The sequence below is a fragment of the Amycolatopsis sp. lyj-346 genome, from assembly GCF_046548975.1.
Taxonomy (GTDB): Bacteria; Actinomycetota; Actinomycetes; order Mycobacteriales; family Pseudonocardiaceae; genus Amycolatopsis.
This window is the reverse complement of record NZ_JAJPWT010000021.1, coordinates 90784-114084: the sequence shown is the minus strand read 5'-3', so window position 1 is coordinate 114084 and position 23301 is coordinate 90784. Positions and strand designations below refer to the sequence as shown.

At 69.9% G+C, this 23301-nt stretch carries 18 protein-coding genes and 2 tRNA genes; 8 read left to right on the top strand and 12 right to left on the bottom strand.

Annotation, left to right across the window (positions count from 1 at the left end; all coding sequences use genetic code 11):
- Positions 1 to 99 precede the first annotated feature (99 nt).
- On the bottom strand, positions 100 to 3681 hold the full coding sequence (locus tag ACLJQE_RS40365; RefSeq protein WP_410644949.1) for a hypothetical protein: 3582 nt from the start codon (positions 3679 to 3681) through the stop codon (positions 100 to 102).
- Positions 3682 to 4557: 876 nt separating this feature from the next.
- Between ACLJQE_RS40365 and ACLJQE_RS40360 the strand changes: the two genes are divergently transcribed.
- Positions 4558 to 5751, top strand: a complete 1194-nt coding sequence (locus tag ACLJQE_RS40360) for a tyrosine-type recombinase/integrase (RefSeq protein WP_410644947.1) — start codon at positions 4558 to 4560, stop codon at positions 5749 to 5751.
- A gap of 107 nt (positions 5752 to 5858) precedes the next feature.
- Here the strand turns inward: ACLJQE_RS40360 and ACLJQE_RS40355 are convergent.
- Positions 5859 to 5931 (bottom strand) — tRNA-Lys (locus ACLJQE_RS40355).
- 176 nt (positions 5932 to 6107) lie between these two features.
- On the opposite strand from ACLJQE_RS40355, the gene ACLJQE_RS40350 reads away from it, so the two are divergent.
- Positions 6108 to 7289, top strand: coding sequence for an Ig-like domain-containing protein (locus tag ACLJQE_RS40350; RefSeq protein WP_410644945.1), 1182 nt, complete (start codon positions 6108 to 6110; stop codon positions 7287 to 7289).
- On the opposite strand, the gene proP is transcribed toward ACLJQE_RS40350, so the two are convergent.
- From proP to orn, 3 genes are all read right to left on the bottom strand, one after another.
- Positions 7286 to 8737: a glycine betaine/L-proline transporter ProP gene (proP, locus tag ACLJQE_RS40345; RefSeq protein ID WP_410644943.1), complete on the bottom strand. Its 1452-nt coding sequence runs from the start codon at positions 8735 to 8737 to the stop codon at positions 7286 to 7288. The two genes, ACLJQE_RS40350 and proP, sit on opposite strands and share 4 nt — an antisense overlap.
- Positions 8738 to 8940: 203 nt before the next feature.
- A tRNA-His gene (locus tag ACLJQE_RS40340) sits at positions 8941 to 9016 on the bottom strand.
- A 77-nt stretch (positions 9017 to 9093) separates the two neighbouring features.
- Positions 9094 to 9702 carry an oligoribonuclease gene (orn, locus tag ACLJQE_RS40335; protein ID WP_410644941.1) on the bottom strand — a complete coding sequence of 203 codons (609 nt, stop codon included), beginning with the start codon at positions 9700 to 9702 and terminating at the stop codon, positions 9094 to 9096.
- Between the two features lie 231 nt (positions 9703 to 9933).
- On the opposite strand from orn, the gene ACLJQE_RS40330 reads away from it, so the two are divergent.
- Complete coding sequence (locus tag ACLJQE_RS40330; RefSeq protein WP_410644939.1) at positions 9934 to 10311, top strand: DUF3224 domain-containing protein; 378 nt, start codon at positions 9934 to 9936, stop codon at positions 10309 to 10311.
- 114 nt (positions 10312 to 10425) lie between these two features.
- Here the strand turns inward: ACLJQE_RS40330 and ACLJQE_RS40325 are convergent, their stop codons facing one another.
- From ACLJQE_RS40325 to ACLJQE_RS40315, 3 genes are all read right to left on the bottom strand, one after another.
- Positions 10426 to 11448: a trypsin-like peptidase domain-containing protein gene (locus ACLJQE_RS40325; RefSeq protein WP_410644938.1), complete on the bottom strand. Its 1023-nt coding sequence runs from the start codon at positions 11446 to 11448 to the stop codon at positions 10426 to 10428.
- A 98-nt stretch (positions 11449 to 11546) separates the two neighbouring features.
- The gene (locus ACLJQE_RS40320) at positions 11547 to 12869 is read right to left on the bottom strand and encodes a M20 family metallopeptidase (RefSeq protein WP_410644936.1); all 1323 of its coding nucleotides are present in this window, start codon (positions 12867 to 12869) and stop codon (positions 11547 to 11549) included.
- 40 nt (positions 12870 to 12909) lie between these two features.
- Complete coding sequence (locus ACLJQE_RS40315) at positions 12910 to 13659, bottom strand: class I SAM-dependent methyltransferase (RefSeq protein ID WP_410644934.1); 750 nt, start codon at positions 13657 to 13659, stop codon at positions 12910 to 12912.
- A gap of 147 nt (positions 13660 to 13806) precedes the next feature.
- Between ACLJQE_RS40315 and ACLJQE_RS40310 the strand changes: the two genes are divergently transcribed.
- From ACLJQE_RS40310 to ACLJQE_RS40295, 4 genes are all read left to right on the top strand, one after another.
- Positions 13807 to 14712: a DNA-3-methyladenine glycosylase family protein gene (locus tag ACLJQE_RS40310; RefSeq protein ID WP_410644932.1), complete on the top strand. Its 906-nt coding sequence runs from the start codon at positions 13807 to 13809 to the stop codon at positions 14710 to 14712.
- 355 nt (positions 14713 to 15067) lie between these two features.
- The gene (locus tag ACLJQE_RS40305; RefSeq protein ID WP_410644931.1) at positions 15068 to 15853 is read left to right on the top strand and encodes a M50 family metallopeptidase; all 786 of its coding nucleotides are present in this window, start codon (positions 15068 to 15070) and stop codon (positions 15851 to 15853) included.
- Between the two features lie 673 nt (positions 15854 to 16526).
- Positions 16527 to 17759 carry an aldehyde dehydrogenase family protein gene (locus ACLJQE_RS40300; RefSeq protein ID WP_410644929.1) on the top strand — a complete coding sequence of 411 codons (1233 nt, stop codon included), beginning with the start codon at positions 16527 to 16529 and terminating at the stop codon, positions 17757 to 17759.
- Between the two features lie 18 nt (positions 17760 to 17777).
- Entirely contained in the window at positions 17778 to 18155 is a 378-nt protein-coding gene (locus ACLJQE_RS40295) for a hypothetical protein (RefSeq protein WP_410644927.1), read from the top strand.
- 12 nt (positions 18156 to 18167) lie between these two features.
- Here ACLJQE_RS40295 and ACLJQE_RS40290 read toward each other — a convergent pair whose 3' ends face one another.
- A complete protein-coding gene (locus ACLJQE_RS40290) occupies positions 18168 to 18416 on the bottom strand; it encodes a hypothetical protein (RefSeq protein ID WP_410644925.1) in 249 nt (82 codons plus the stop codon).
- 87 nt (positions 18417 to 18503) lie between these two features.
- Between ACLJQE_RS40290 and ACLJQE_RS40285 the strand changes: the two genes are divergently transcribed.
- Positions 18504 to 19595 carry a dihydrofolate reductase family protein gene (locus ACLJQE_RS40285; RefSeq protein ID WP_410644923.1) on the top strand — a complete coding sequence of 364 codons (1092 nt, stop codon included), beginning with the start codon at positions 18504 to 18506 and terminating at the stop codon, positions 19593 to 19595.
- A gap of 27 nt (positions 19596 to 19622) precedes the next feature.
- On the opposite strand, the gene ACLJQE_RS40280 is transcribed toward ACLJQE_RS40285, so the two are convergent.
- Genes ACLJQE_RS40280 through ACLJQE_RS40270 form a run of 3 tightly spaced genes read right to left on the bottom strand, consistent with a single transcriptional unit; the run spans position 19623 to position 23280 of the window.
- The gene (locus ACLJQE_RS40280) at positions 19623 to 20705 is read right to left on the bottom strand and encodes a sensor histidine kinase (RefSeq protein ID WP_410644921.1); all 1083 of its coding nucleotides are present in this window, start codon (positions 20703 to 20705) and stop codon (positions 19623 to 19625) included.
- Positions 20702 to 21358 carry a response regulator transcription factor gene (locus ACLJQE_RS40275; RefSeq protein ID WP_410644919.1) on the bottom strand — a complete coding sequence of 219 codons (657 nt, stop codon included), beginning with the start codon at positions 21356 to 21358 and terminating at the stop codon, positions 20702 to 20704. Before ACLJQE_RS40275 ends, ACLJQE_RS40280 begins: the two co-directional genes overlap by 4 nt.
- Positions 21359 to 21393: 35 nt before the next feature.
- Positions 21394 to 23280: an ArnT family glycosyltransferase gene (locus ACLJQE_RS40270; RefSeq protein ID WP_410644918.1), complete on the bottom strand. Its 1887-nt coding sequence runs from the start codon at positions 23278 to 23280 to the stop codon at positions 21394 to 21396.
- Between the last annotated feature and the right edge of the window lie 21 nt (positions 23281 to 23301).

The window sequence follows — 23301 nt, the reverse complement described above, 5'->3', positions numbered from 1 at the left end:
ACTGAGTCCGCTTGTCGACTCAAGCAGAATAAGGGGCGACTCGCACGGGACCGGCGGCCCTTCACGCCCATCCCAAGCGGCATGATGGATCAAACCGATTCAATCAGTCAATCCGGGTTCAGGAGGATCCATTGCGTCGCCTACGAGGGTGGGTTGTGTTTCGTCGCCGCAGTCTTGGCACTTCGGTGATTCTATGAGCTGGTCCGTCGCGCCGCATTCGATACAGGACCAGTAAGACGCAGGTTCGGTCAGCTTCGCGCGGATCAGTTCCTCGATATCGTTGAGGAACTCGGCGTCGTGCCTGACGAGGTGATCGTCCACCGCGAAGCGGACAGCTAGGTCAGGGTCGCTTGCCATCGACTCGAGTAGGTCGCGCGCTTCTGCGTCTCCTTCGCACGCTACGCGGTGGGTGATGATGTTGAGCACTCCCCATCGGATAGCGGGGTTGCGGGAGTGCTGCAGCTGGGTGATCGCGTCGGGGGCGAGCTCGCAGACGAGAGCAGACAGCGTGGCCGATGCTTTGGTGAACTCTCGAGACTCGAGACGGGTCAGTCGAGGCAAAAGCGTATTGGCGACCATCGAGGGGCTGCCGCTGGCCAGTCGCTCGAGCAGGATGGCCGCCGCGTAGAGCGCGATCGGGTCGTCGGACAGCGCCACGGTGACGATGTCGTCGAGTGCGCGTTGGCGCCGTCCTTCGTTGTCCTCGGTTGTGTCGATCTGGTAAGGGAGATCGGAATCGATCCATTCGGGTCCGCCGCCGTACAAGATGGCGCTCCACTGGTAATCGATGACAGTTTCGTCGTCGAGGTCCTGGAGCAGGAGTTCGGCGCACGACCCTGCCGACCCGGCCAGATCCTGCGGTGTGAACCCCAGGAACACAGCAATGTCGTTGAGCAGTCTGACGAGAGTGTCCTGTCCTTGGGTGACGATGTCGTCGATCACGCCTGGTCGGAACTGGTGAAGGTCTGCTACCCGCAAGACCTCGATGACAACGTCGAGCGACCAGTCACCATGTTCGGCGTCCATCGTGGATGACTCGGAGAGCTTGGTAATCAGCCTGGCCAAGGCCATCATGTCCTGGCGCAGGACGGCAGCGCCGGTCATCGGCGGCTGAGCCGCGGCCGAGCCGTAGGGGACGTCAGCGGATCGGGCGGCCAACATGTCGACGTGCAACGCCGTGTGCTGGTCCAGAACCAGGGGCGACACGCGAGCTTGAGTCACAGCGTCAGGGTCGATGGACATCATTTCCTCGGCCGCCTTCAGTAAGGCGTAACCTGGCTCGATCTTCCATTCCAAGTCAGTAAGGTTCACGTCTGGCTCAGGCGGTCGAGTGAGCGTCAACACTGTGCGGAACGCCGACAGCCGCCATGGGAAGTCGCCGGGATCCACGGCCGGCCGGGGAGGCGGGATGTCGGGCAGGTCGAGCGTCAATTGGTCGGGATTCGCTTCTCTTACCGGCCAGTCGTAGGCCGCGATCGCTTCGAAGACGGAGTACCAAACGGGTGGCAGACTCCGCTGTGCTGCCGATCGAACCTCGTCCCGCAGCGCTGCTGGAACCGGCAGATGAGCGAGCAGGAATGCTATGGAGACGAACTGCGGATAATGTTTGTCGAGAAGACCCGCGATGAGGGCGTCGATCGTTTCGCGTAGGTAGTCAGCGAAGCCGGAGGGGTGTCTCCGGTACGCCGTCCCCAGTACCAATGCGGCCGGAATGTCCTTTTCCTCTACAGTCAGCCGCACAACCAGGCTCCGGATGCTGCGATCGAATGCCACTACGAACAGTACGGTTTCTCGTTGTTCCGAGTCATCGAGCAGCTTGCGAATCCGCGTTTCTTTCTCCTGCTGCGCCATCGTCGATATGCGGATCGCGCGGCCGAGTTCGTTGAGTAACCTGGTTCGAGTTGTCACGATGGCGTCCGGGCCGTGTGCCACCAATAGGCCCGCGTCGTCCCACATCGCCAGCAGTTTCCGGGCACTGGTTCGGGCGAGACCCCGCGGCGAGCCGTAGTCGGCCTCGAGATGCTCGGCGATCGTCGCGACGAGCGAGTCGACGTTCCTGCCGTTGTCTTCCAGTTGTTCGGTGATCAGCGAGAATGTGGAGTTGAACGCTTCTGCGGACGAGTGCCGATCCGGTAGCCCAGGCAGTGGATCGGCACCTTGACTGCGTATTCCGGCCTCCCATCGCAGCCACACCGACTCCACGACGGATTTGAGCGCGAGTGCGTTGTTGGGCGGCAGGTCGGAGAACCTGGACGCAGCGGCCAAGGCGGCGATGTTCATCGCGTACAGCGGGATGTCCATCATCTCCCAGTGCTCACTGACGGCCGTGCGCAGCCAGAGCAGGCGCTTCGCCAGCCATCTGGCGATGTCATCATCCGGGTCTGGGCGCCCGGACCAGTCTGCGGCGTGCTCCACCACTCGTCGCACGGTGCTGTCAAGGTCGTACGGCGGGCAGAGTTCGACTTCGGTGAGACCGAGGATGGCGGCACTGGAGTACGCGGTGTCCCGGCTCGACACGATCGCGCGCAAATCATCGTGGGCGGTGTCGAGCCACGACTTGAGCGCTCGCGCCAAGTCCCGCCGGATGTCGCCGGCCTCATCGAGCGCGTCCAATATCACCAGCGCGTGTCCAGCACGGATTCTTGCCAGGGCTTCGCTTCTGACCAGGTCTGCTGCTGCAGCGTCTAGTGTGGGCACATCCATTGCCTCGACCAGGACTTGGTCGCCGATCTCCACCTCCCGCTCATTCTTGAACCGATCCACCAATTTTCCCAACCGCACCATGACCGGCATCGGTGCGGCGGCTTGGTCCGCCGTGGCTGCGGCAAGATGAACCAACGCGGTCGTCTTGCCGATTCCCGGGCCGCCCAGCAGGACGATCCGTGGCACCCGCCGAACCAGGACGGTCAGCGGGACCACCTGGTAGGCGCCCGCCGACGGGTACCTGCTGTCGACGAATCCAGGACAACGAACACGGAGGTTCTCCAACAGCCGGGGTACCGGTAGTGGCCGAATGTCAAGCGGCAGTCCTGGAATTGCCAGCTCACGGGCCCGGTCACGCATCGCCGCGCGGTACTTGACGAGCGCTGACCGGGTCGAAATCGAGATCGACCTGGCCGGCACCAGACCCGCCTTGATGAGAAGGGTGCGGGCTTGGTCGACATCGAGTCCAGATCTCGCCTGCGCCAGTCTCGAGATCTCTTCCCGCAGCAGGGAGAACGCTGCGCTGCCCTTGTCGTAGCCTCCGAGTATTGAACTGAGCATCGTGCACGCGGCCGTGACGGCTGGTGAAGTGCTGCTCGCACAATCGGCATGCCAGATCACGGCACGCCGCAGAAGTTCGTCGGGTGTCCCTGTCTTGCCGGCTTCTGGTTTCAGGGCGAGGATGTCGGTTCTCAATCCGTCGACGGCTGCCTGCTCGTTCGAACTAAGAGACTGCGCATAGGGGTCACGCAATCGCGTCAAGGCATCACTCAGGCGGTCGACAACAGTCGATGAGTACGCGGTGCACAGGACGAGCGCGTCGTCTTGCGTGTCATCGTCGGCCACCGCGTTGACCCACTGCTTGAGGGTGTCGAGCAAGACCCGTCTTATGTTGCGGTCGGCCTTGGCTTGGACGTAGCTGTTGCGCCCCGTCTCGCTGACGATCAGGAGGTCATCGACCGAGTGATCGACCTCCATGTGGACACGAAAGGGGATTGCGTCACCATCGGCGGCGCCTGCGTGAGGGAACAGTTCCGGCAACGGAGTCCGGCACAGACCGTGGACGAGCGCGATCGCAGCCGCTCCTGCGCGGTGCCGGCCGCCTGTCTCGGCAGCCGCGCCACCGATCGGTCCTCGTTGGTTAGCCAATGGTCCCCCAGCGGCCAGTCGGCGTCGATGCAACACGTTCACTCTATGGGACCTGGCGACTGCCGTTGCATCGACCTAAGTAATCACGTTCTCACTCTGTGAGTACAAGCTGTGGTCTGATGCCGAGCTGGGGTCGCCGACCTCGATACAGGCCCTAACGCGGCGCGACTGTGCTGAGCCGGGCCTACTTCGATGGCAGCGTCGACCTGCCTGCCGACGCCGACCTTGTCATCGACAGCACCTAGTGGAGATGAGAGCACCCGCCGGGTCTACGAGGTCCGTGGCCGACCTCGCTACGCGTGTCGGCCGGAGAGCGCTGCATGCCCTGCGGCTATGTCGTTGGCGAGTTGGTGACTGTCGATCCGCGCGGGTAGGTCGGCAGCAACTCGCACGCAAGTCGGTGTGTGGGTCGGTCGGCTTGTCGCACGGTATCGGGTTCCGCCTCGTTCGTGCTGTCTCGGACCTCTCGGGTTCTCCGGTGCTGGATCGTGTCGCGCGGGTCGTCGTGTTGTCCAGGGCTGGAGAGTTCCTCGTGACGCGCGCATCGTTGATGCGTTGGTGTGCTCTGTGGACGGAGGAATCATGGCGAAGCGATCCGGTGGGCGGGTGTTCAAGCGGTGTGGTTGCGTCAATCCAGACGATGGTCGCCGGTGGGGGTTACATTGTCCGCGGCTGGTAGAGCGTGGTCACGGACGGTGGTATTTCGTGGTCGAGCTGGCGGCCGGCCGGGACGGTGGTCGTCGGCGGGTGCAGCGCGGCGGATTTGCGTCGCGTGCTGCGGCGGAACGGGCGCGGGGGTTCTGGCTGGGTGACGATGTGGATCCCGGGCGGGCCCTGGTGACGGTGGGTCAGTGGCTGGATGTGTGGTTGGCGACGAGGAACGCCCTCCGGCCGTCGACACGTCAGCTGTATGAGCAGCTGATCCGTGACTATCTGCAGCCGCGGTTGGGTGGGCTCGCGGTGTCGGAGCTGTCGATCGGGAAGGTGCAGGCGGCGTTCACGGCCCTGTTGCGAGCGAACGCGATGCGGTCGCGGCCGTTGTCGCCGACGACGGTGCAGCGGATTCGTGAGGTGCTGCGGGCCGCGCTCAATGGTGCGATCCGGCGTGGATTGATCACGCACAATCCGGCGCGGTGGGTGGAATTGCCCTCGGCGCGTCGGCCTCGGGCGGTGGTGTGGACCGAGGCCCGGGTCGAGCTGTGGCGCCGGACCGGGGAACGTCCTGCTGTCGCGGTGTGGACGGCCGAGCAGACCGCGACGTTCCTCGAGCAGGTCCGCGATCACCAGCTGTACCCGCTCTATCACGTGGCAGCGCTGCTTGGGTTGCGCCGCGGGGAGGCGGTCGGTCTGCGCTGGTGCGATGTCGACCTGGCGAACCGTACGCTGTCGGTGGTGCGGCAGCTGGTCGAACGTGATGGCCGCGGTGTGTGCCTACCGAAGACCGACGCCAGCTGCCGGACCGTCGCGTTGGATCGGGGGACGACTGCCCTGCTGCGCCGGCTCGCCCGCGAGGACCCGGCCGGTGATTGGGTGTTCTCCCATGACGGTGGCCGGTCGTGGAGCCCGAGCTACGTCTCCCGCACCTTCCGGGCCCTGGTGGACGAGGCCGGTTTGCCGTCGATCCGGTTCCACGACCTGCGACACGGCGCGGCGACCCTGTCGCTCGCGGCGGGCAACGAGCTGCGGGTAGTGCAGGCCCTGCTCGGGCATTCCAGCATCGTGCTGACTGCGGACACCTACACCAGTGTCCTGCCCTGCCTGGCGCAGCAGGCGGCGGACGCGACGGCGGCGCTGGTCCGGCGCGCGGGGTACCAGCGCGGAGCTAAGATCCACAAGGTGGCGGTGCCCCGGCAGCGGAGCGGGTCATCGCGGGCACGGCTGGTGACGCCAAGTCACTGAACCGGGGCGACACGTCGGCTGCACCCGGGCTGCACATACGAGCAAAGCCCACCAACGGCGACCCTGAAATTCAGGGAAATCTGTTGGTGGGCTTTGCTTTCCGACTGTGCGCCATCAGGGACTCGAACCCCGAACCCGCTGGTTAAGAGCCAGCTGCTCTGCCAATTGAGCTAATGGCGCTGGTGTCTGCCGGAGGCTTCCCTCGGCGACGTGGAAAAGATTAGCACCCCGCTCGGAGGGTCGTCTCAGGGGGGTCCCCCCAACCCGGTTCCGGCATTGTCGCCCCGGTGTCCCGGCTGGTCGGGCACACTGGAGCCGGACATCGACGGCGAAACAGGCGGGTGGGCATGCGGGGTATGAGGGTGCGGCTGTTGGTGGCCGCCGGGGTGATCGGGCTCTCCTTGGCCGGGTGCAGCAGTAGCCCTTCGGGTGAATCTCCGCGGGAGACCGCTTCCGCGAGCAGCAGTGCGCCGAAGCCTGCGCCGAAGGCCGCCGTGCTCAGCCTGACGCCCGGCAAGGATGCCAAGGACGTCGCGCCTGGGGAGCCGGTGAGTGTCGCCGTCGTGGACGGGAAGGTCGGGGAGGTCAAGCTCGCCGGTGCCGATGGGAAGGTCGTTGCCGGCAAGCCGCGGGCCGACGGCTCCGGGTGGGACTCCGCCGAGCCGCTCGGCTACAACAAGACCTACAAGCTGACCGCGACCGCCACCGGCACCGACGGCAAGCCGGTCACGGCGGAGTCGACCTTCAGCACCGTCAAGCCCGCCCGGCAGCTCGGCGTCTCCGTCAACCTCGGCGAGGGCGAGACCGTCGGGGTCGGGCTGCCGCTGATCTTCACCTTCACCGGCAACGTCACGGACAAGGCCGCGGCCGAGAAGGCGCTGAAGGTCACCGCGGAGCCGGCCACCGAGGGCGCCTTCCGCTGGTTCGGCGACAAGCAGGTCACCTGGCGGCCGAAGGACTACTGGAAGAGCGGCACCAAGATCAAGGTCGACGCCGCCGTCTACGGCAAGCCGCTCGGCAACGGCAGCTACGGCCGGGAGGACAAGAGCGCCAGTGCCACCGTCGGCGACAAGCTGGTCGCCGTCGCCGACGGCGGGACCCACCAGATGACGGTGACGATCAACGACAAGGAGGTCAAGACCATGCCGACCTCCATGGGCAAGCCCGGCCACAACACGCCGCAGGGCACCTACACCGTCATGAGCGAGCACACCGGCTACACGATGAACTCCGCCACCTACGGCGTGCCCGAAGACGCGCCTGGCGGCTACAGCACCTTCGTCCAGTACGCGGTCCGCCTGTCCTACAGCGGCATCTTCTACCACTCGGCGCCGTGGTCGGTGCGGCAGCAGGGCCACAGCAACGTCAGTCACGGCTGCTTGAACCTGTCCACCGAGAACACGAAGTGGCTGATGGACACGTCCAAGAAGGGTGACGTCGTCACGGTGCAGAACAGCGGCGGCCCGAAGCTCGAGCCGACCGACGGCTGGAGCGTCTGGCAGCTGTCCTGGGACGAGTGGCGGGCGGCGGCGAACTAGCCCGAGCCGCGAACCAGCTCCCGCGCCTCGGCCTCGGTCGACACCGCGGGCCCGGAGCCCCACAGCGGCTTGTTCGCCGTCTCGCGGCTGAAGTACACCGCGACGGCGCCGATCGCGCCCGCCGCCATCAGGTACCAGGCCGGCCAGAAGTCGTGGCCGGTGGACGAGACCAGGAACTGCATCACCAGCGGGGTCGTGCCGCCGAAGAGCGACACCGAGATGTTGAACGCGATGGACAGGGCGCCGTACCGGATCGCCGTCGGGAACAGCGCGGGCAGCGCCGCGGGCATCGACACCTCGAAGCAGAGCAGCAGCAGGCCGAGCCCCATCAGCCCGAGGAAGGTGAGGACGAGCCCGCCGTCGTGCACCAGCAGCATCAGCGGCCAGGACAGCACGAGGAACCCGATGCAGCCGGCCAGCATCACCGGCTTGCGGCCGACGTGGTCGGTGATCCGCCCGCCGACCATGATGATGAGCATCATCACGACCATGACGACGATGATCAGCAGCAGCCCGTGGGTGGCGTCGAGGTGCAGCTGCTCGGACAGGTACGTCGGCATGTACGACAGCAGCATGTAGTCGGTGACGTTGAAGACGAGCACCAGTCCGACGCACACGAGCAGCGCGGGCCAGTACTCGGTGAACATCTTCCAGAACGGCTCGCCGGTCCGCCCGCGCTTCTCGGCCTCCTCGGCGTGCTTCTGGAACGCCGGCGTTTCCTCCAGCTTCAGCCGCATGTAGAGCCCGATGATCCCCAGCGGTCCGGCGACCAGGAACGGAACGCGCCACCCCCAGTCGAGCAAGGTCTCGTGCGGCACCCAGGCCTTCATCCCGGTGACGACGGACGCGCCCAGCACGTACCCCGACAGTGTCCCGAATTCGAGCCAGGACCCCATGAACCCGCGCCGTTTGTCGGGGGAGTACTCGGCGATGAAGGTGGTGGCGCCGCCGTACTCGCCCCCGGTGGAGAACCCCTGTACCATCCGCGCGAGCACGAGCAGGATGGGCGACCAGACCCCGATGGTGGCGTAGGACGGGATCAGTCCGATGCAGAGCGTCCCGATGGCCATCATGATCATGGTGACGGCGAGCACCTTCTGCCGCCCGATCCGGTCCCCGAGCGGCCCGAACACCAGCCCGCCGAGCGGCCGCATCAGGAAGGCGGCGGTGAAGGCCCCGAAGGTCCCGATCAGCCGGACCCCGGGTGACACGCTGGCCGGGAAGAACACCTCGGCAATGGTGTCGGCGATGTAGGCATACACCCCGAAGTCGAACCACTCCATGGCATTGCCGAGCGCGGCGGCTCCCACTGCCCGCTTGAGCAGCGACTGGTCGACGACGGTGATGTCCTCGTACCGCAGCTTCTTCTTCCGACCCCTGACCTTCGCACTTGAACGTTCCACCCAACCACGGTGCAGCGAGGCCCACCACCATGCACGCTGAGCCATCCAGTCGTGACCCATCCAACGAACGGCCTAACCCCCAAGCCGCACCCACCCCCCCGCCCCGCCCGCACCCGGCAACGCAAAGCAAGCACACGGATGGGGGTCCGGGGGCTGGCCCCCGGCGGGGGCGTGGGGGTTCGACCCCCACAAAAAGGCGAAACCCCGACAAGGGGAAGGGCCGCAAGGCCCTGACCATGCCGGGGTGATGGGGTGAGCGACGGGTTTCGAACCCGCGACCTCCTGGACCACAACCAGGTGCTCTACCAGCTGAGCTACGCCCACCATCGCCGAGGGGATCCGCTGGGGATCACCTCGATGGCAGTAATCGTAGCGGGTGTCCTCGCGGGGTTTGCAGGGGGTTACCTCTGGTGCTGTTCCTGCACTTCAGCGGCGGCGGCCTTGGCTTCTTCGCTGGTGGGGCCGGGCTGGGGGACGAAGGCGACGCGCCGGTAGTAGTCGAGTTCGCCGATGGATTCGCGGATGTCGGCGAGCGCGCGGTGGGCGAGGCCTTTCTCGGGCTTGGCGTAGTAGATGCGCGGGTACCAGCGGCGGACGAGCTCTTTGACGGAGGAGACGTCGACCATGCGGTAGTGCAGGTGGGCGTCGAGCGCGGGCATGTCCCGGGCGATGAAGCCGCGGTCGGTGGCGATCGAGTTGCCGGCGAGGGGAGCGGTGCCGGACTCGGGGACGTGCTCGCGGATGTAGTCGAGGACGCGGCGTTCGGCTTCTTCGAGGGTCACCGTGGAGCGGCGGACTTCTTCGGTGAGGCCGGAGTGGGCGTGCATCTCGCGGACGACTTCGGGCATCCCGGCGAGTTTTTCCTCGTCGGCGTGGATGACGATGTCGATTCCTTCGCCGAGCACGTTCAGTTCTGCGTCGGTGACGAGGGCGGCGATTTCGATCAACGCTTCCTTGCCGAGGTCGAGCCCCGTCATTTCGCAGTCGATCCAGACTAGGCGGTCGGTCACCTGGTGACCCTAACCCGACACGGGGATGCGAAGGGCGTTACCAGCGCGTACGGCGCGTTACGCGCGCCGAGCCGGGGTGAGGTGTGGCGCAGGACACAGATCGGGGCGGGCAGTGGCCGGGCAGGGGTCGCCAGCACGCGCTAGGTGCCTTTACCTCGGACGACCAAAAACCTGACGCATGCTGTCAGGTATGGCTGGGAGGCTGGTGTCCACATCGAGGAAGGGAACACCATGACCAGCACCGCCACCGCGTCGTTCACCGTCGACAAGTGGGAGCCCCAGGCGACCGACGAGTTCGCCGGTAACGAGCTCGCCCGGGTGGCGATCGCCAAGACGTTCACCGGGGCGGTCGAGGGGACCAGCAAGGTCGAGCTCCTGACGGCGAACAACGCGACTTCGCGCGCGTACGTCGGTTTTGAGCGGCTCGAGGTCGCGGTCGACGGCCGGAAGGGCAGCTTCGTCCTGCACCACACCGCCGACGAGGAGTCCGGCATGACGGTGACGATCCTCCCCGGTTCCGGGGCGGGCGAGCTGACCGGTATCACCGGGAAAGCGGACATCGAGATCGACGGCGAAGACCACCGCTTGACCTTGACCTACAGTCTCTGACCAGCACGAAGGCCGTTTCGAGAGCCCCCGATTGACTCTCGAAACGGCCTTCGCGTGTTCTCCCGCTCCCCGCAGCGGGGGGATGGACCGCCCCGACCACGGCCCGTCCGCGTCCTAGTTGTTCACGATCTGGTCGACGATCTTCTTGGCGTCGTCGATCGGGATGGCGAAGCCGATCCCGACGCTGCCTGCGGAGCCGTTGGCCGAGGCCGAGGGGCTGTACAGCGCCGAGTTGATGCCGATCACGTTGCCTTGGGCGTCGACCAGCGCGCCGCCGGAGTTGCCCTGGTTGATCGCGGCGTCGGTCTGGATCGCGGTGTAGCTGGGCGAGTCGCTGCTCTCGTTCGACGTGCGGCTGAACGGCGAGCGCTGCTGCTGCTCGCCCTGCCCGATGTCGGACAGGTTCCGGTTCAGCGCGCTGACGATGCCGGTGGTGACGGTGTTCTGCAGGCCGCCCGGCGAGCCGATCGCGACCACTTCCTGGCCGACGACGAGCTTGCTCGAGTCACCCAAGGACGCCGCCGTCAAGCCACTGGCGTTCTGGGCCTGGACCACCGCGATGTCGGCCTTGGTGTCGGCGCCGACCACGTCGGCCTGGTACTTCTTGCCGTCGGACGTGGTGATGACGACGTTCTGGGCGCCGTCGACGACGTGCGCGTTGGTCAGGATCCGCCCGTCCGAGGTGAGGATGACGCCGGAGCCGATGGCCTCGCCCTGATCGGTCGTGACGTTGATCTGGACGACGCTCGGCGTCACCTTCGCCGCTACAGCGCTGACGTCGCCGGAGGTCGCGTTCGAGACCGTCTGCCCGTTCGCCGCCGGCGTGCTGACCGACGTCGTCGCGCCGTCCGCCGAGGTCGTCGTGAGCCCGACGATCGCGGCGCCGCCGACGCCGCCGACCAGCGCGGCGCCGAGTGCGGTCGCGCTGACGATCATCGCGACGCGGCTGCCCTTGCGCGGCTTGGCCTTCAGCGCCGTGGGGGCCTGGGCACCCGGCGGCGGGGTGAAGAGCGGATTCGGCGCGGCCTGCTGCTGGTAGGCGTACTGCTCGTACGGCCCGTACTGCGGGGTGGTGTGCTGGTGCGGCTGGTGCCCACCGGGTGAGGCGGGGCCGGGCCGACTCTCGTTCTCGGTCATGGCACCAGATTCGCGCCCGTGCTTGTGAGCAGCCTGTGGAAACACCTCAGGCTTTGCTGAGAAGAATCAGCTGAGAAGACTCAGCCGATCCTCAGCTGTCAGGCGAAGAACGACGGGACGTCGAGGGCACCTCCCGCCGCTTCGAACTCGTCGTGCACGGCCTTGCGCAGCTCGGCGTCGCCGAGGTAGTCGGCGGCGGTCAGGGCCAGGCCCAGCGCGCCGTCGCGGACACCCGCGTCACCCGTCTCCGAACCCGCCGCGGCCGCGAATTCCTTGGTGTGCAACGCAACCGTCTCCCCTGAAACGGCGAGCATGGGGTGCAGCGCGGGAAAGCGATACGACAGGTTGCCGAGGTCGGTGGAGCCCGTCAGCGACTCCGGCACGATGCCCGGCGGGAGCGGCTTGCGGCCGGTGATCACCTGATTGGCCGACCACCGCCCGGCGAGCGCGGTGTTGAACCGGATCGGCAGGTAGGCCGCCTGGGCGTCCCAGATCAGCTCGACGCCGCAGCCGGTCATCGCCGCGGCGCCCTCGGCGATCGACGTCATGCGGGTGGCGAGGTCGCGCAGGGTCTCCGGGGTCCGGGAACGGAGGTAGAACAGCAGCGCGGCGCGGGCCGGGATGACGTTGGGCCGGGCGCCGCCGTCGGTGAACACGCCGTGGACGCGGTCGCTCTGCGGGAGCTGCTGGCGTAGCGCCGAGACGCCTTGGTACGCGGCGACGGCGGCGTCGAGCGCGTTGCGGCCCATGAACGGCTGGGCGCTCGCGTGTGCGCCGACGCCGTGGAAGACCATCTCCAGCTGACGCCGCCCGAGGAAGGGGTGCAACGCGATGTCGTGGCTGAACGGGTGCAGCATGATCACCGCGTCGACGTCGTCGAACACACCGGCCCGGGCGAGGATTTCCTTGCCGCCCCCGCCTTCCTCGGCGGGCGTGCCGATCAGGCTGACGCGGCCGCCGAGCCGCTCGGCGACGGTGGCGGCGCCGAGGAAGCCGCCCGCGGCGGTGGTGCAGATGATGTTGTGGCCGCACGCGTGCCCGAGCCCGGGCAGTGCGTCGTACTCGGCGAGGACGGCGATGTGCGGGCCCGCTCGCTGCGGTGTGCTGACGCGCAGTGCGGTGTCGAGCCCGCCGACGCCGACGGTGGCTTCGTGACCGTGGCGTTGCAGGAGATCGGCCAGTGCGCGGACCGACCGGTGCTCGGCGAACCCCTCTTCGGGGTGGGCGTGCAGATCTTGGCTCAACGCCACCAGATCGGGTGAGCTGCGCTCGACCGCGGCGGTCACCTCGGCCCGCGTCGCCTCGTCCGCGCCGGTGTGCGGCGAGGGCAGCGGTTCGGCGGCCGCGACGGCGTCGGCGGTGGCCTCGACCAGGGAACGCAGGTAGCTGTCGTCGGGCGGGACGGGTTCGGTGTGCGTCATGGGGGCGATGCTAACTCCCACCCCCGACAATCCGCGGTGCTCAGCCGAGCCGGCCCGCGACGATCTGCGTGACGCCGGCGTACCGTTCGGTGATCTCCGTGAAGCCGCGGGCGCGCAGGCTTGCCGCGATTTCGCCGCGGTCGAACATCTTCTGCCCGCTCACGATCCCGCCCGCCGACTCGATCAGACGCGCGGGTTGCCGGCCACGACGGGCGCTCGTCAGCAGCACAACCCGGCCGCCGGGTTTCAGCACGCGCGCGAAGGAGTCCAGCGCGGTTTCGGGCTCGGCGAACATGTGAAGCGCGGCGAAGCAGCAGACCGCGTCCACTGTGGACGACTTCAGCGGGAGGTGCACGGCGTCGGCGCGCAGGTAGGCGACGGAGTCCGGGCCACCCTCGGCGACGGCTTTGGCCAGCATGGTGCGGGCGCCGTCGAGCCCGATCGCCAGCCCGTCCGGGCCGACGGCCGCGCCGAACGCGCGGGTGAACCGGCCGGTTCCGCAGGCGACGTCGAGCACCGTGTGACCCGGTTCGGGCCGGAGGAGCTTCGTGGCGAGCCGGACTTCGCCCGCCATGCTCGGCCCGAGCGGGCCTTTGAGCGCGCGGCCGAGGGCGGGGCGCCAGTACCGCTCGTAGACCTGCGGGAGCAGAGCCGTGCGCATCAGGCGCTGCGTGAGCCCGGTCGGCGGGCCGGCCTGGTCCGCGGCACCCAGCAGGTCGAGGTAGCCGTTTTCGGTCTCGCCCGGCGTTCCGAGCAGGGACTGGAGACGGTCGGATGCGCTGGTCGGCACGGGTCCTCCTCGTTTCGGATACCGGCAGTATGCCAACTCCGCGGCCACTCGATCGAGTGAACAAAGCCGGGTCCAGGCGTTCGACGCCCGGAATTGTCGGTGCCCCTTCCTAACGTCGCAGGCAAGGTCCCGATCCGAGGAGGAGAGATGACGACGATTACCCGCCCGTGTGGCGAAATCGCGGTGCACGGAGAGTTCGAACTGGCCGCGGCGGCCCGGTTCCTGACCGGTTTCGCCCCCGCCGGGCAGCCGGACTCCGAGCCCCGCGCGCTCCGAGTCGCCTTCGCGCTCGACGGCGAATGGACACCGGTGGGAGCGGTGCTGCGGCAGAGATCGCCCGGCGCGCTCACGGTCGAGGTCCACGGCCCGCCCGAGCACACCGAAGCCGTGGTGGCGCAGGTGCGGAGGATGTGCTCGCTGGACGTCGACGGCACGGCGTTCCCCGAGGCCGGCGACCGTGATCCGGTGGTGTCCCTGTTGCAAGGGCTGCATCCGGGCCTGCGCCCGGTGTTGTTCGCTTCGCCGTACGAAGCGGCGTGCTGGGCGGTGCTGAGCCACCGGATCTGGATGACACAGGCGGTCCGGCTGCGCCGGCGCTTGACCGAGCGCTACGGCACCGAAGTCGACGTGGGCGGGAGCAGGCTGAGGTCGTTCCCGGCGCCGGCCGCGCTGGCGAAGCTGGGGTATCAGCCGGGCCTGCCGGGCCCGAAGCTGCCACGCCTGCGAGCCATCGCCGAGGCAGCGGCCGAGGGAATGCTGGACGCGGCGGCATTGCGGGCCATGCCGGCGGAGGAGGCGCTGAAGCAGCTGCAGCTCCTGCCGGGGGTCGGCCGGTTCAGCGCGGAGCTGATCCTCATCCGCGGCGCCGGCCACCCGGACGTCTTCCCCCGCGGCGAAACCCGCCTCCACGAGATCATGCGCGACGCGTACCACCTCCCGGACGCGGGAGTCGCGGAGCTGGCGGAGATCGCGGAGGCCTGGGCACCGTTCCGGAGCTGGGTGTCGTTCCTGTTCCGCGTCGAGGGCGAGGCCAGGATGCGGGAGTCGCGATGACCTGACCTGGCGTGGCGCGCGCGGCGACCACCCGCCCGCCGAGGGGGGCGAGCTGTCCACGAGCCTGGATCCGGCTGGGGATGGCGGTGGTACCGGAGGCCGCTCGGACCGGGCGCGGGGTGGCGGCGGTGCCGCGGCCGTCGGTCCGGCGATCGTGGCGGCGCGGTGGTGGCCGGTCCGTGCCGCGTCTGGTGAAGTCCCGCGCCCGGCCGGTCGGCGCCGAAACGCGGCTGTCACGCCGGTCGCCCTGGCCCTGACAGAAAGGAGATCGTCACGACCCGAATACCGGAAGCCGCGACGCGGCGATCGGTGGGGACTCACCGTAGCCAGATATCGCCTGTGGTGAGGTGTCCGGGTGAGCTCGCCCGTTCATTTCGCGCTCGGCGGTCCCGCCGGTGACGCCCTGTCGGCTTTCCGCGCGGCTGCTGCCGCTGACCCTTCGCCTGCCGGTTCGCTGCTGGAACAGGCCCAGGCCCCGGCGGTGATCACCCTGGTCGCCGGCGGTGTGGCAATGCTGGTGGTGCTGGTCGGCGGGACGCCGTGGCGGCGGGCGCGGAACGTCGTGACGATGGTGCACGAGGCCGGGCACGCGCTGGCCGCGGTCCTGGTCGGACGGCGCCTGCAGGGCATCAAGCTGCACTCGGACACCTCGGGCGTCACCGTCTCGCGCGGCAAGCCCGAGGGGCCGGGCATGGCCTTCACGGCGATGGCCGGGTACCTGGCGCCGTCGGTCCTCGGGCTGCTGTTCGCCAGCCTCCTGGGCGCCGACCTGGTCGGCACGGTGCTGGTCCTGATCGCGCTGCTGCTGCTCGGCGTGCTGGTGATGGTGCGCAACGCCTACGGGGTGTTCACGGTCGTCGCCAGCGCGGCGGTGCTCGCGCTGATCGCGTTCGTCGCGCCGGTCGAGCTGCAGGCCCCGTTCAGCTACCTGGTGACGTGGTTCCTGCTGTTCGGAGGCGTGCGGCCGGTGGCCGAGCTGCAGATCAAGCGCCGCCGGGGCCAGGCTCGCGACTCCGACGCGGACCAGCTGGGCCGCCTCACGGCGGTCCCGCCCGTGCTGTGGGTCCTGGTCTTCGCGGTGGCGACGATCAGCTGCCTGCTCGCCGGCGCGCTGTGGCTCCTGGAGCCCGTCGCCAAGTAGCCGGCCAAGTCGCCGGACGGCCGGGGTGCCCGGGTCCCGGCCCGGGTGCTCCGGGCCCAGCTCGCCGCCCGGTGGGTCGCAAGGTGCTGTGGCGGCGCCCGAGCGCGCCGCCGGGTGACCGCAAGGTGCGGTTGCAGTGCTGGAGTACGTCGCCGTGGGGTGGGCGCAAGGGTGCTGTTGCGGCGCTCGAGTATGCCGCTGCCGGGCGGTCCCAAGGTGCGGTTGCGGTGCTCGAGTGTGCCGCTACTGGTGGGCGCAAGGTGCGGTTGTGGCGCTCGAGTGTGCCCCCGTCCGTCGGTGGCCCGGTGCGGGCCGCTGCGCGCGGTCGCCGGCTGGTGGGCTGCCGTCTTGGGCACGCTCGTCGGTTGGCGGGCGCCGTCCCCGGGCGCGGTGGCCAGGTAGTCGGCGGGCAGCTGGTCGGCGGCGGACGGGTGCTGGTTGGCGGGCGAGCGGGCGGGTCGTGGGCGGCCGGTGCGGCGGCCAGGTAGTCGGCGGGGCAGGTGGTCGGCGGCCGGGCGGATGTTCGGCGGCGGGGTGCGGCGGTCGGGTGCGGCGGCCGGGTGGCGGTCGGCGCGAGGCGCGCCCGTGCCTTGGTGACCCGCGGTGGAGCCCGTCGCCGGTTACGGGGGTGGATGCGGCAAACTGGTGGTCCGCGCGGAGAGGGAGACGAACGATGGACGAGGTCGCCAAGGCCGTCGAAGAGTGCGCACGGGCGGCGAAGCTGGCCGCGCCGTCGCTGGCTGCCGCGAGTGCCGAGGCCGTCGATGCCGCGCTCCGCGGGATGGCCGAGCGGCTGCTCGCGCACCGCGACGAGATCCTCGAGGCGAACCAGGCCGACGTCGAGCGCGCCACGGCCGGCGGGATGAGTGCCGGCCTGCTCGACCGGCTCACCATCACCCCCGAGCGGCTCACCGGCATGGCCGAACAACTCCAGCTGCTCGCCGGCGCGCCGCACCAGGAGCGCTCGGTCGAGGTGTCCACCCTGGACGGCGGGCTGCGGCTGGTCGAACGGCGGCGGCCGGTCGGCGTCATCGGCGCGAACTACGAGGCGCGGCCGAACGTCACCGTCGATGTGGCCTCGCAGCTGGTCAAGTCGCGCAACGCCGGAGTGCTGCGCACCGGCTCGGCCGCGCTCGGCTCGGCCCAGCGGCTGCGTGAGGTCGTCATCGCGCCGGCGCTCGCCGAAGCGGGCATCGACGCCGACTGCGTCCAGCTGGTGCCGCGGGTGGAGCGGGAGGCGGCGTCGGCGCTCGTGCGGCTGCCCGGCCTCGTGCCGCTGGTGATCCTGCGGGGCAGCGGGGACAGCACCCGGGCCCTCGCCACCGAGGCGGCCGTCCACGGCGTGCGCACCCTCGCCCACGCCGATGGCGGTGGCGTCCTCTACGTCGACCGCGGGGCCGACGTCACCAAGGCGCGCGACCTCGTCCACGCCAGCCTCGACCGGCTGGGCGTCTGCAACCGGCTGAACCTGCTGCTCATCCACGAAGACATCCACGACGACGCCTGGCCCGCCATCTCGGAGGCGCTCGCCGAGCGCGGGGTCACTCCTTCGCTGGCCCCGCACGAGCACCCCATCGGCTACGAGTGGGCGCTGGACTCCGACCGCGAAGCAACCGTCACCGTCGCCAAGGTGGGCTCGCTCGGCGACGCCGTCGAGATCGCCAACGAGCGCACCTCCGGCCTGGCGGCGGGCATCACCACCGAGGACGAGTCGGCCGCCGACGCCTTCTTCGACGGCTACACCGGCACGGGCGTCTTCTGGAACGCCCCGACCCGGCTCCTCGACGGCTTCAAGCTGCTCGCCGTCCCGGAAACCGGCATCAACCTCGACAAGGTGCCCGGCCCCCGCGGCCCGGTGACCTACACCGACCTCTACGTCCGCCAGTACGCGGTCCTGCCGGCCTGAACCGGGATGCTCCTCCCGGTGGCCGCGGCGGACGTCCGCCGGCTCGAGCTCGTCCGCATCCCGGGTTCGCGTGACTGGGACGAATGGGCCGTCGTTCCGGGGGAGACGCTCGGGACGGCGGAAGGGGCGGACGCGGTGGCGCTCGCCGGGCTCGTCGCCGGCCTCCCGGACGGCGAACCGATGCGGTGCTTCAGCCCGGTGTACGCGCTCAGGGCGCACGGCGCCGCCGAAACCCTCTTCGAGATCGCCTTCTGCTTCCGCTGCCACAACGCGCTCGTCGTCGTCCCGAATGGAGGCCGCCCCGGCCTCGTCGCGTTCGGGGCGGATTCGCCGTCCGGGCAGGCGCTGCTCGCCCGGTTCAAGGCCGCGGACCGGACCGCGCCCGGCGGGGCGTGACGTAGGGCACGGTCAGCGCGTGGGCGGAACGCCGAGCCTGCGAAGCTCCTTGACGGTGTCCGCGGTGTTGGTGACCAGCTCGGTGCGCTCTTCGGCGTCGCCGGAGTAGCGGTAGATCGCGGTCGGGCCGTCGCTGATCGCGATCGCCGCGACCAGGCGGCCTTCGGGGTCGCGGGTGAGCCCGGTCGTCACCGACACCTCCCGGCCGACGGTGTCGACCGTGGTGAGCGTCCGCTCCTTGTACCAGCCTCGCGTGGTCATGTTCCGCAGCTCCGGGGGATGGGCACGACAGGGGGATACGTCGTAGGACGCGGGGACCGGCCCGGGCGTTACGGCATACTGGGCCGGGTGATGTCCCGGCCGCACGTCCTGCTGTCCGCCGCGCAGTCGCTCGACGGCTACCTGGACGACACCTCGCCCGAGCGGCTCGTGCTGTCCACAGAGGACGACTTCGCGGTCGTCGACCGGTTGCGGGCCGAGGCCGATGCCATCCTCGTCGGCGCCGGGACCGTGCGGGCCGACAACCCGCGGCTGCTCGTCCGCGCTCCCGCACTGCGGCAGAGCCGGCTGGACCGGGGGAAGCCCGAACAACCCGTCAAGGTCACCGTGACCACCCGCGGTCTCGACCCGGACGCGCAGTTCTTCACCGTCGGAGACACCGAAAAGCTCGTCTACGCGCCGCCCGGCGCCGCGGACGCGCTCAAGCACGTCGCCACCGTCGTCGACGAGGGAGACCCGCCGGACTTCGGGCGCATCCTCGACGACCTCGGCGCGCGCGGCATCGAAAACCTGCTGGTCGAGGGCGGCGGCGGGATCCACACGCAGTTCCTCACCGAAGGACTCGCCGACGCACTGCGGCTGGCGATCGCGCCGTTCTTCGTCGGGCAGCCGGGCGCGCCGCGGTTCGTCGGGCCCGGCCGCTACCCACGGCCGCTCGTCCTGACCGCCGCGAACGAACTGCAGGGCATGGCGATCCTCGAGTACCGCGCCGCCGCCGAACCGACCGGCCGGGATCTCCAGCGTCTCAAGGAAGCCATCGCGCTCGCCGCCGAATGCCCGCCCAGCCACACCTTCCGGGTGGGTGCCGTGATCACCGACGCCGACGGCGAAGTCGTCGCCACCGGGCATTCCGGCGAAGGCGACCCGGCCAACCACGCCGAAGAAGCCGCGCTGGCCAAGTGCGCCGGCGACCCGCGACTGGCCGGGGCGACCCTCTACAGCTCGCTGGAACCGTGCAGCCACCGCAGTTCCCATCCGCGCAGCTGCACCCGGCTCGTCCTCGACGCCGGGATCCCGCGGGTCGTGTTCGCCTGGCGCGAGCCGCCGGTCTTCGTCGACGCCCGCGGCACCGAGCTGCTGCGGCAGGCCGGACGGCACGTCGTCGAGGTGCCCGCGCTGACCCCGGAGGTCCAGCGCGAGAACACCCACCTCACCTTCTGAACGCGGACAAGCGAATGAACGGGGTGGTCAGGCCGCGGGGAGCGACACGACCACCACCAAGCCGCCCTCCGGACGAGCCGTGGCGGTGACTTCCCCGCCGTGCGCGTGCGCCACCGAGCGGACGATCGACAACCCCAGCCCGGCGCCGTCCGCGGCCACCCGTGCCCGGCGGTGGAACGGGTCGAACAACGCGGGCACCTCCGACGGCGGGATCACCGGGCCGCTGTTGGTCACTTCGAGCTCGACCGAAGGCAGCCGCGTGCGGGTCGCCACCCGCACCCAGCCGTCCTCGACGTTGTGGCGGAGGCCGTTCTCCACCAGGTTGTGCACCAGCCGCTCCAGCATGAGCGCGTCGCCCAGCGCGGTCGCTTCGGCCAGGTCTTCCTGCACGCCCGGCGGAACCACGTGCGACGCGATCGCCGCCAGGTCCACCGGGCGCCGTTCGGTCAGCGCGCTCTCCGACCGGGCCAGCAGCAGCAGCCCGCTGATCAGCTTCTCGTGCCGCGAATTGATCTGCAGCAGCTTGGCGCCGAGCTGCCGGACGTCGTCGGAGGCCGTGCGGCGGTGCATCGCCACCTCGACCAGGGACCGGTTGAGCGTCAGCGGGGTGCGCAGCTCGTGCGACGCGTTCGCGACGAACCGGCGCTGGGCGTCGAAGGACCGGTCGAGCCGCTCGACCATCACGTCGAACGCGTCGGCGAGGTTCTTCACCTCGTCGTCCGGTCCGCGCAGCGCGATGCGCTCGTGCCCGCCCGGGTCGGCCGCCGCGGCGATCCGGCGCGCGGTCTCGGTGACCTGCCGCAGCGGTGCCAGCGCGCGACCCGCCACGAGCCAGCCGACCGCCGCCGCGAGCACGGCGACCGCGGCGAGCGCGATGCCGCCCTGTGTCAGCAGCGACGTCGCCGCCGCCGCCCGCACCTGCCGGGCCTGGGCGTCGAGCGACTCCGGGGAGGGCAGCGGCGGCAGGCCGGGCGGCGCCGTGCCGACGAGCACCGTCACCCGCCGCCCGACCTGCTGCGTGAACAGCAGGTACGTGACGCCCAGCAGCACCACGCCCGCCAGCAGGAACAGGCCGCCGTAGAGCGCGGTCAGCCGCAGCCGGAGGCTCACCGGAGCCGGTAGCCGACCCCGGTGACCGTCTCCACCAGTGGTGGGTCACCGAGCTTGCGGCGCAGCTTGAGGATGGTGAGCCGGACCGCGCCGGTGAACGGGTCCGCGTGCTCGTCCCACACCTTCTCCAGCAGGTGTTCCGCGGAGACGGCGGCGCCGTCGGCCCGCAGCAGCTCGGCGAGCACGGCGAATTCCTTTTTGGACAGCGGGAGGTAGCGCCCGTCGCGGAACACCTCGTGCCGTGCCGGGTCGAGCGTGATCCCGGACCGGCGCAGCACCGGCGGCGCGGCCGGGCGGCAGCGCCGCCCCAGTGACTGGATGCGCGCGGCCAGTTCCGGGAAGGCGAACGGCTTCGTCAGGTAGTCGTCGGCGCCGAGCGACAACCCGGCGACGCGGTCGGTGACCTCGGCGGCCGCCGTGAGCATCAGCACCCGCGTGGCCGCCCCGGACGCCACCAGCTCCCGGCAGACGTCGTCGCCGTGCACGACCGGCAGGTCGCGGTCGAGCACGACGACGTCGTAGCCGTGCACGGCGATGCGCTCCAGCGCCGCGGCGCCGTCGTGGGCGAGGTCGACGGCGTGGGACTCGTCGCGCAGCCATTCCGCGATCGCGTCCGCGAGCATCGGCTCGTCCTCCACCACCAGTACCCGCATGCCGCCATGATCGCCGCGCCGGTGTTTCTTCGGCGTTAGCACCGGTAGAGGGTGTCCGCGCCGCCGAGGCGCACCGGACCGTCCCCGGGCCGGGCCCCCGGGGCGGCCCGGCCGCCGTACGCGCTCGGGTCGACGACCGTGCAGTGCTGTTCGATCCAGCGACGGCGTTCCTCCTGGACCGGGCTGCGCGGGGGCCCGGCCGCAGCGGCCCTTCCGCTCAGCACGAACCGCAGCTTGCCCTCGGCGAGCCAGCGGTCGAGCTGCGCGACCGAGGGCGTGTCGTCGCGGCCGCCGAAGCCGCCCATGCCGATCACGGTCGCGTCCGAGCCGATGATGAACGACGCGACCGTACCGGCTTCGCTGTTCACGGCGAGCGCGATCTCGGTCCCGTTCTCGCGGGCGTAGCCGAGGATGCGCTGCTGCTCGTCGGACAGCTTCGCGCCGCCGTCACCTCCGCCGCCGAGCACCATCCGGGGCTGCGGGCCACCCGGTGCCGCCGCCGGTCCCGGCATCGGCCCCGGGGTGGGCCCGGTAGCGGGACCCGCGGCGGGCAGCGTGCCCGAGGACGTGCTCTGCGCGGCGGCGTACGACCACACGGCGGGCGTCAGCAGCAGCGGCACGAGCCCGGCCGCCAGCGCCCACCGGCTGCGGCCGGCCAGCAGGACGGCGATGGCGGCGGCGGCCGTGCCGAGCACCGCCCACCGGGTCCAGCCGTGGAACGAGGTGTCCCGTGAAGCCAGCACGAAGGCCCAGGCCGCGCTCAGCGCGATCGCCGCGGGGAGCGCGGTGCGCCGGTGGTGCCGCCAGAGCAACGCCAGGCCCGCGGCGGAGACCGCGGCGACGGCCGGCGCCATCGCCGTCGTGTAGTACGGGTGCCAGATGCCGCCGGCGAAGCTGAAGACCGCGGCGGTCACCAGCAGCCAGCCACCCCAGAGCACCCAGCCGGCGCGGCTGCGCGCGTCACCCCACGACCTCGTCACCACGACCACGGCCAGGACCAGCAGCGACAGCGGCAACAGCCACGAGATCTGCCCGCCGACGAGGTCGTTGAACATCCGGCCCGGTCCGGGGTCGCCGCCGAACGACGACATGGTCTGCTGCCCGCTGCGCATGATCATCATGCCGCCGCCCTCGCCGTTGCCGGACAGGCGGCCGAAGCCGTTGTAGCCGAAGACGAGGTCCCACGCGGAACCGTCGCCGCTGCCGCCCATGTACGGCTTGGCGCCGGGCCACCAGTCGTACAGCGCGATCCACCAGAACGACGAGCCGACGAGTACCAGCCCGGCGCCGAGCACGTCGAGCAGGCGACGCCGGAGCGGTCCGCTCGTCCCGGCCAGGTACGCGGCCACGAGCGCCGGGACGATGATCCACGCCTGCAGCATCTTGGTCAGGAAGCCGCAGCCGACGAAGAAGGCGCACCACCACAGCCACTTCCGGTGCCCTTCGACGGCGCGGGTGAGCGCGTACGCGGCGGCGACCAGGAACAGCACGAGCAGCGGGTCCGGGTTGTTGCCGCGGTCGATGATCACCGTCACCGGCGTGAGCGCCAGGATGACCGCGGCCAGCAGGGCGACGTTCTCCCCGGCCCACAACCGGACCGTGCGGTGGAGCAGGAAGACCGCCGCGACGCCCTCGAGGACCTGGGGCAGCAGCAGCGCCCAGCCGTGGTAGCCGAAGATCAGCACCGAGAACGCCTGTGGCCACAGGGCCATCGGCGGTTTGTCGACCGTGACGACGCCGTACGGGTCGAAGGAGCCGAAGAGGAAGTTCGTGAAGCCGCCGGTCATCGACTTGACGGCGGCCGAGTAGTAGGTGTTGCCGAACTGGCCGTCGCCGATCTTCCAGGCGTAGAGGACGGCGGCGCCGAGGCAGATGAGGGGGAGCGCCCAGGAGCGGGTCTTCCGGTGAACGGCGGTGATCATGCCGCCACCCAACTCCGGCCC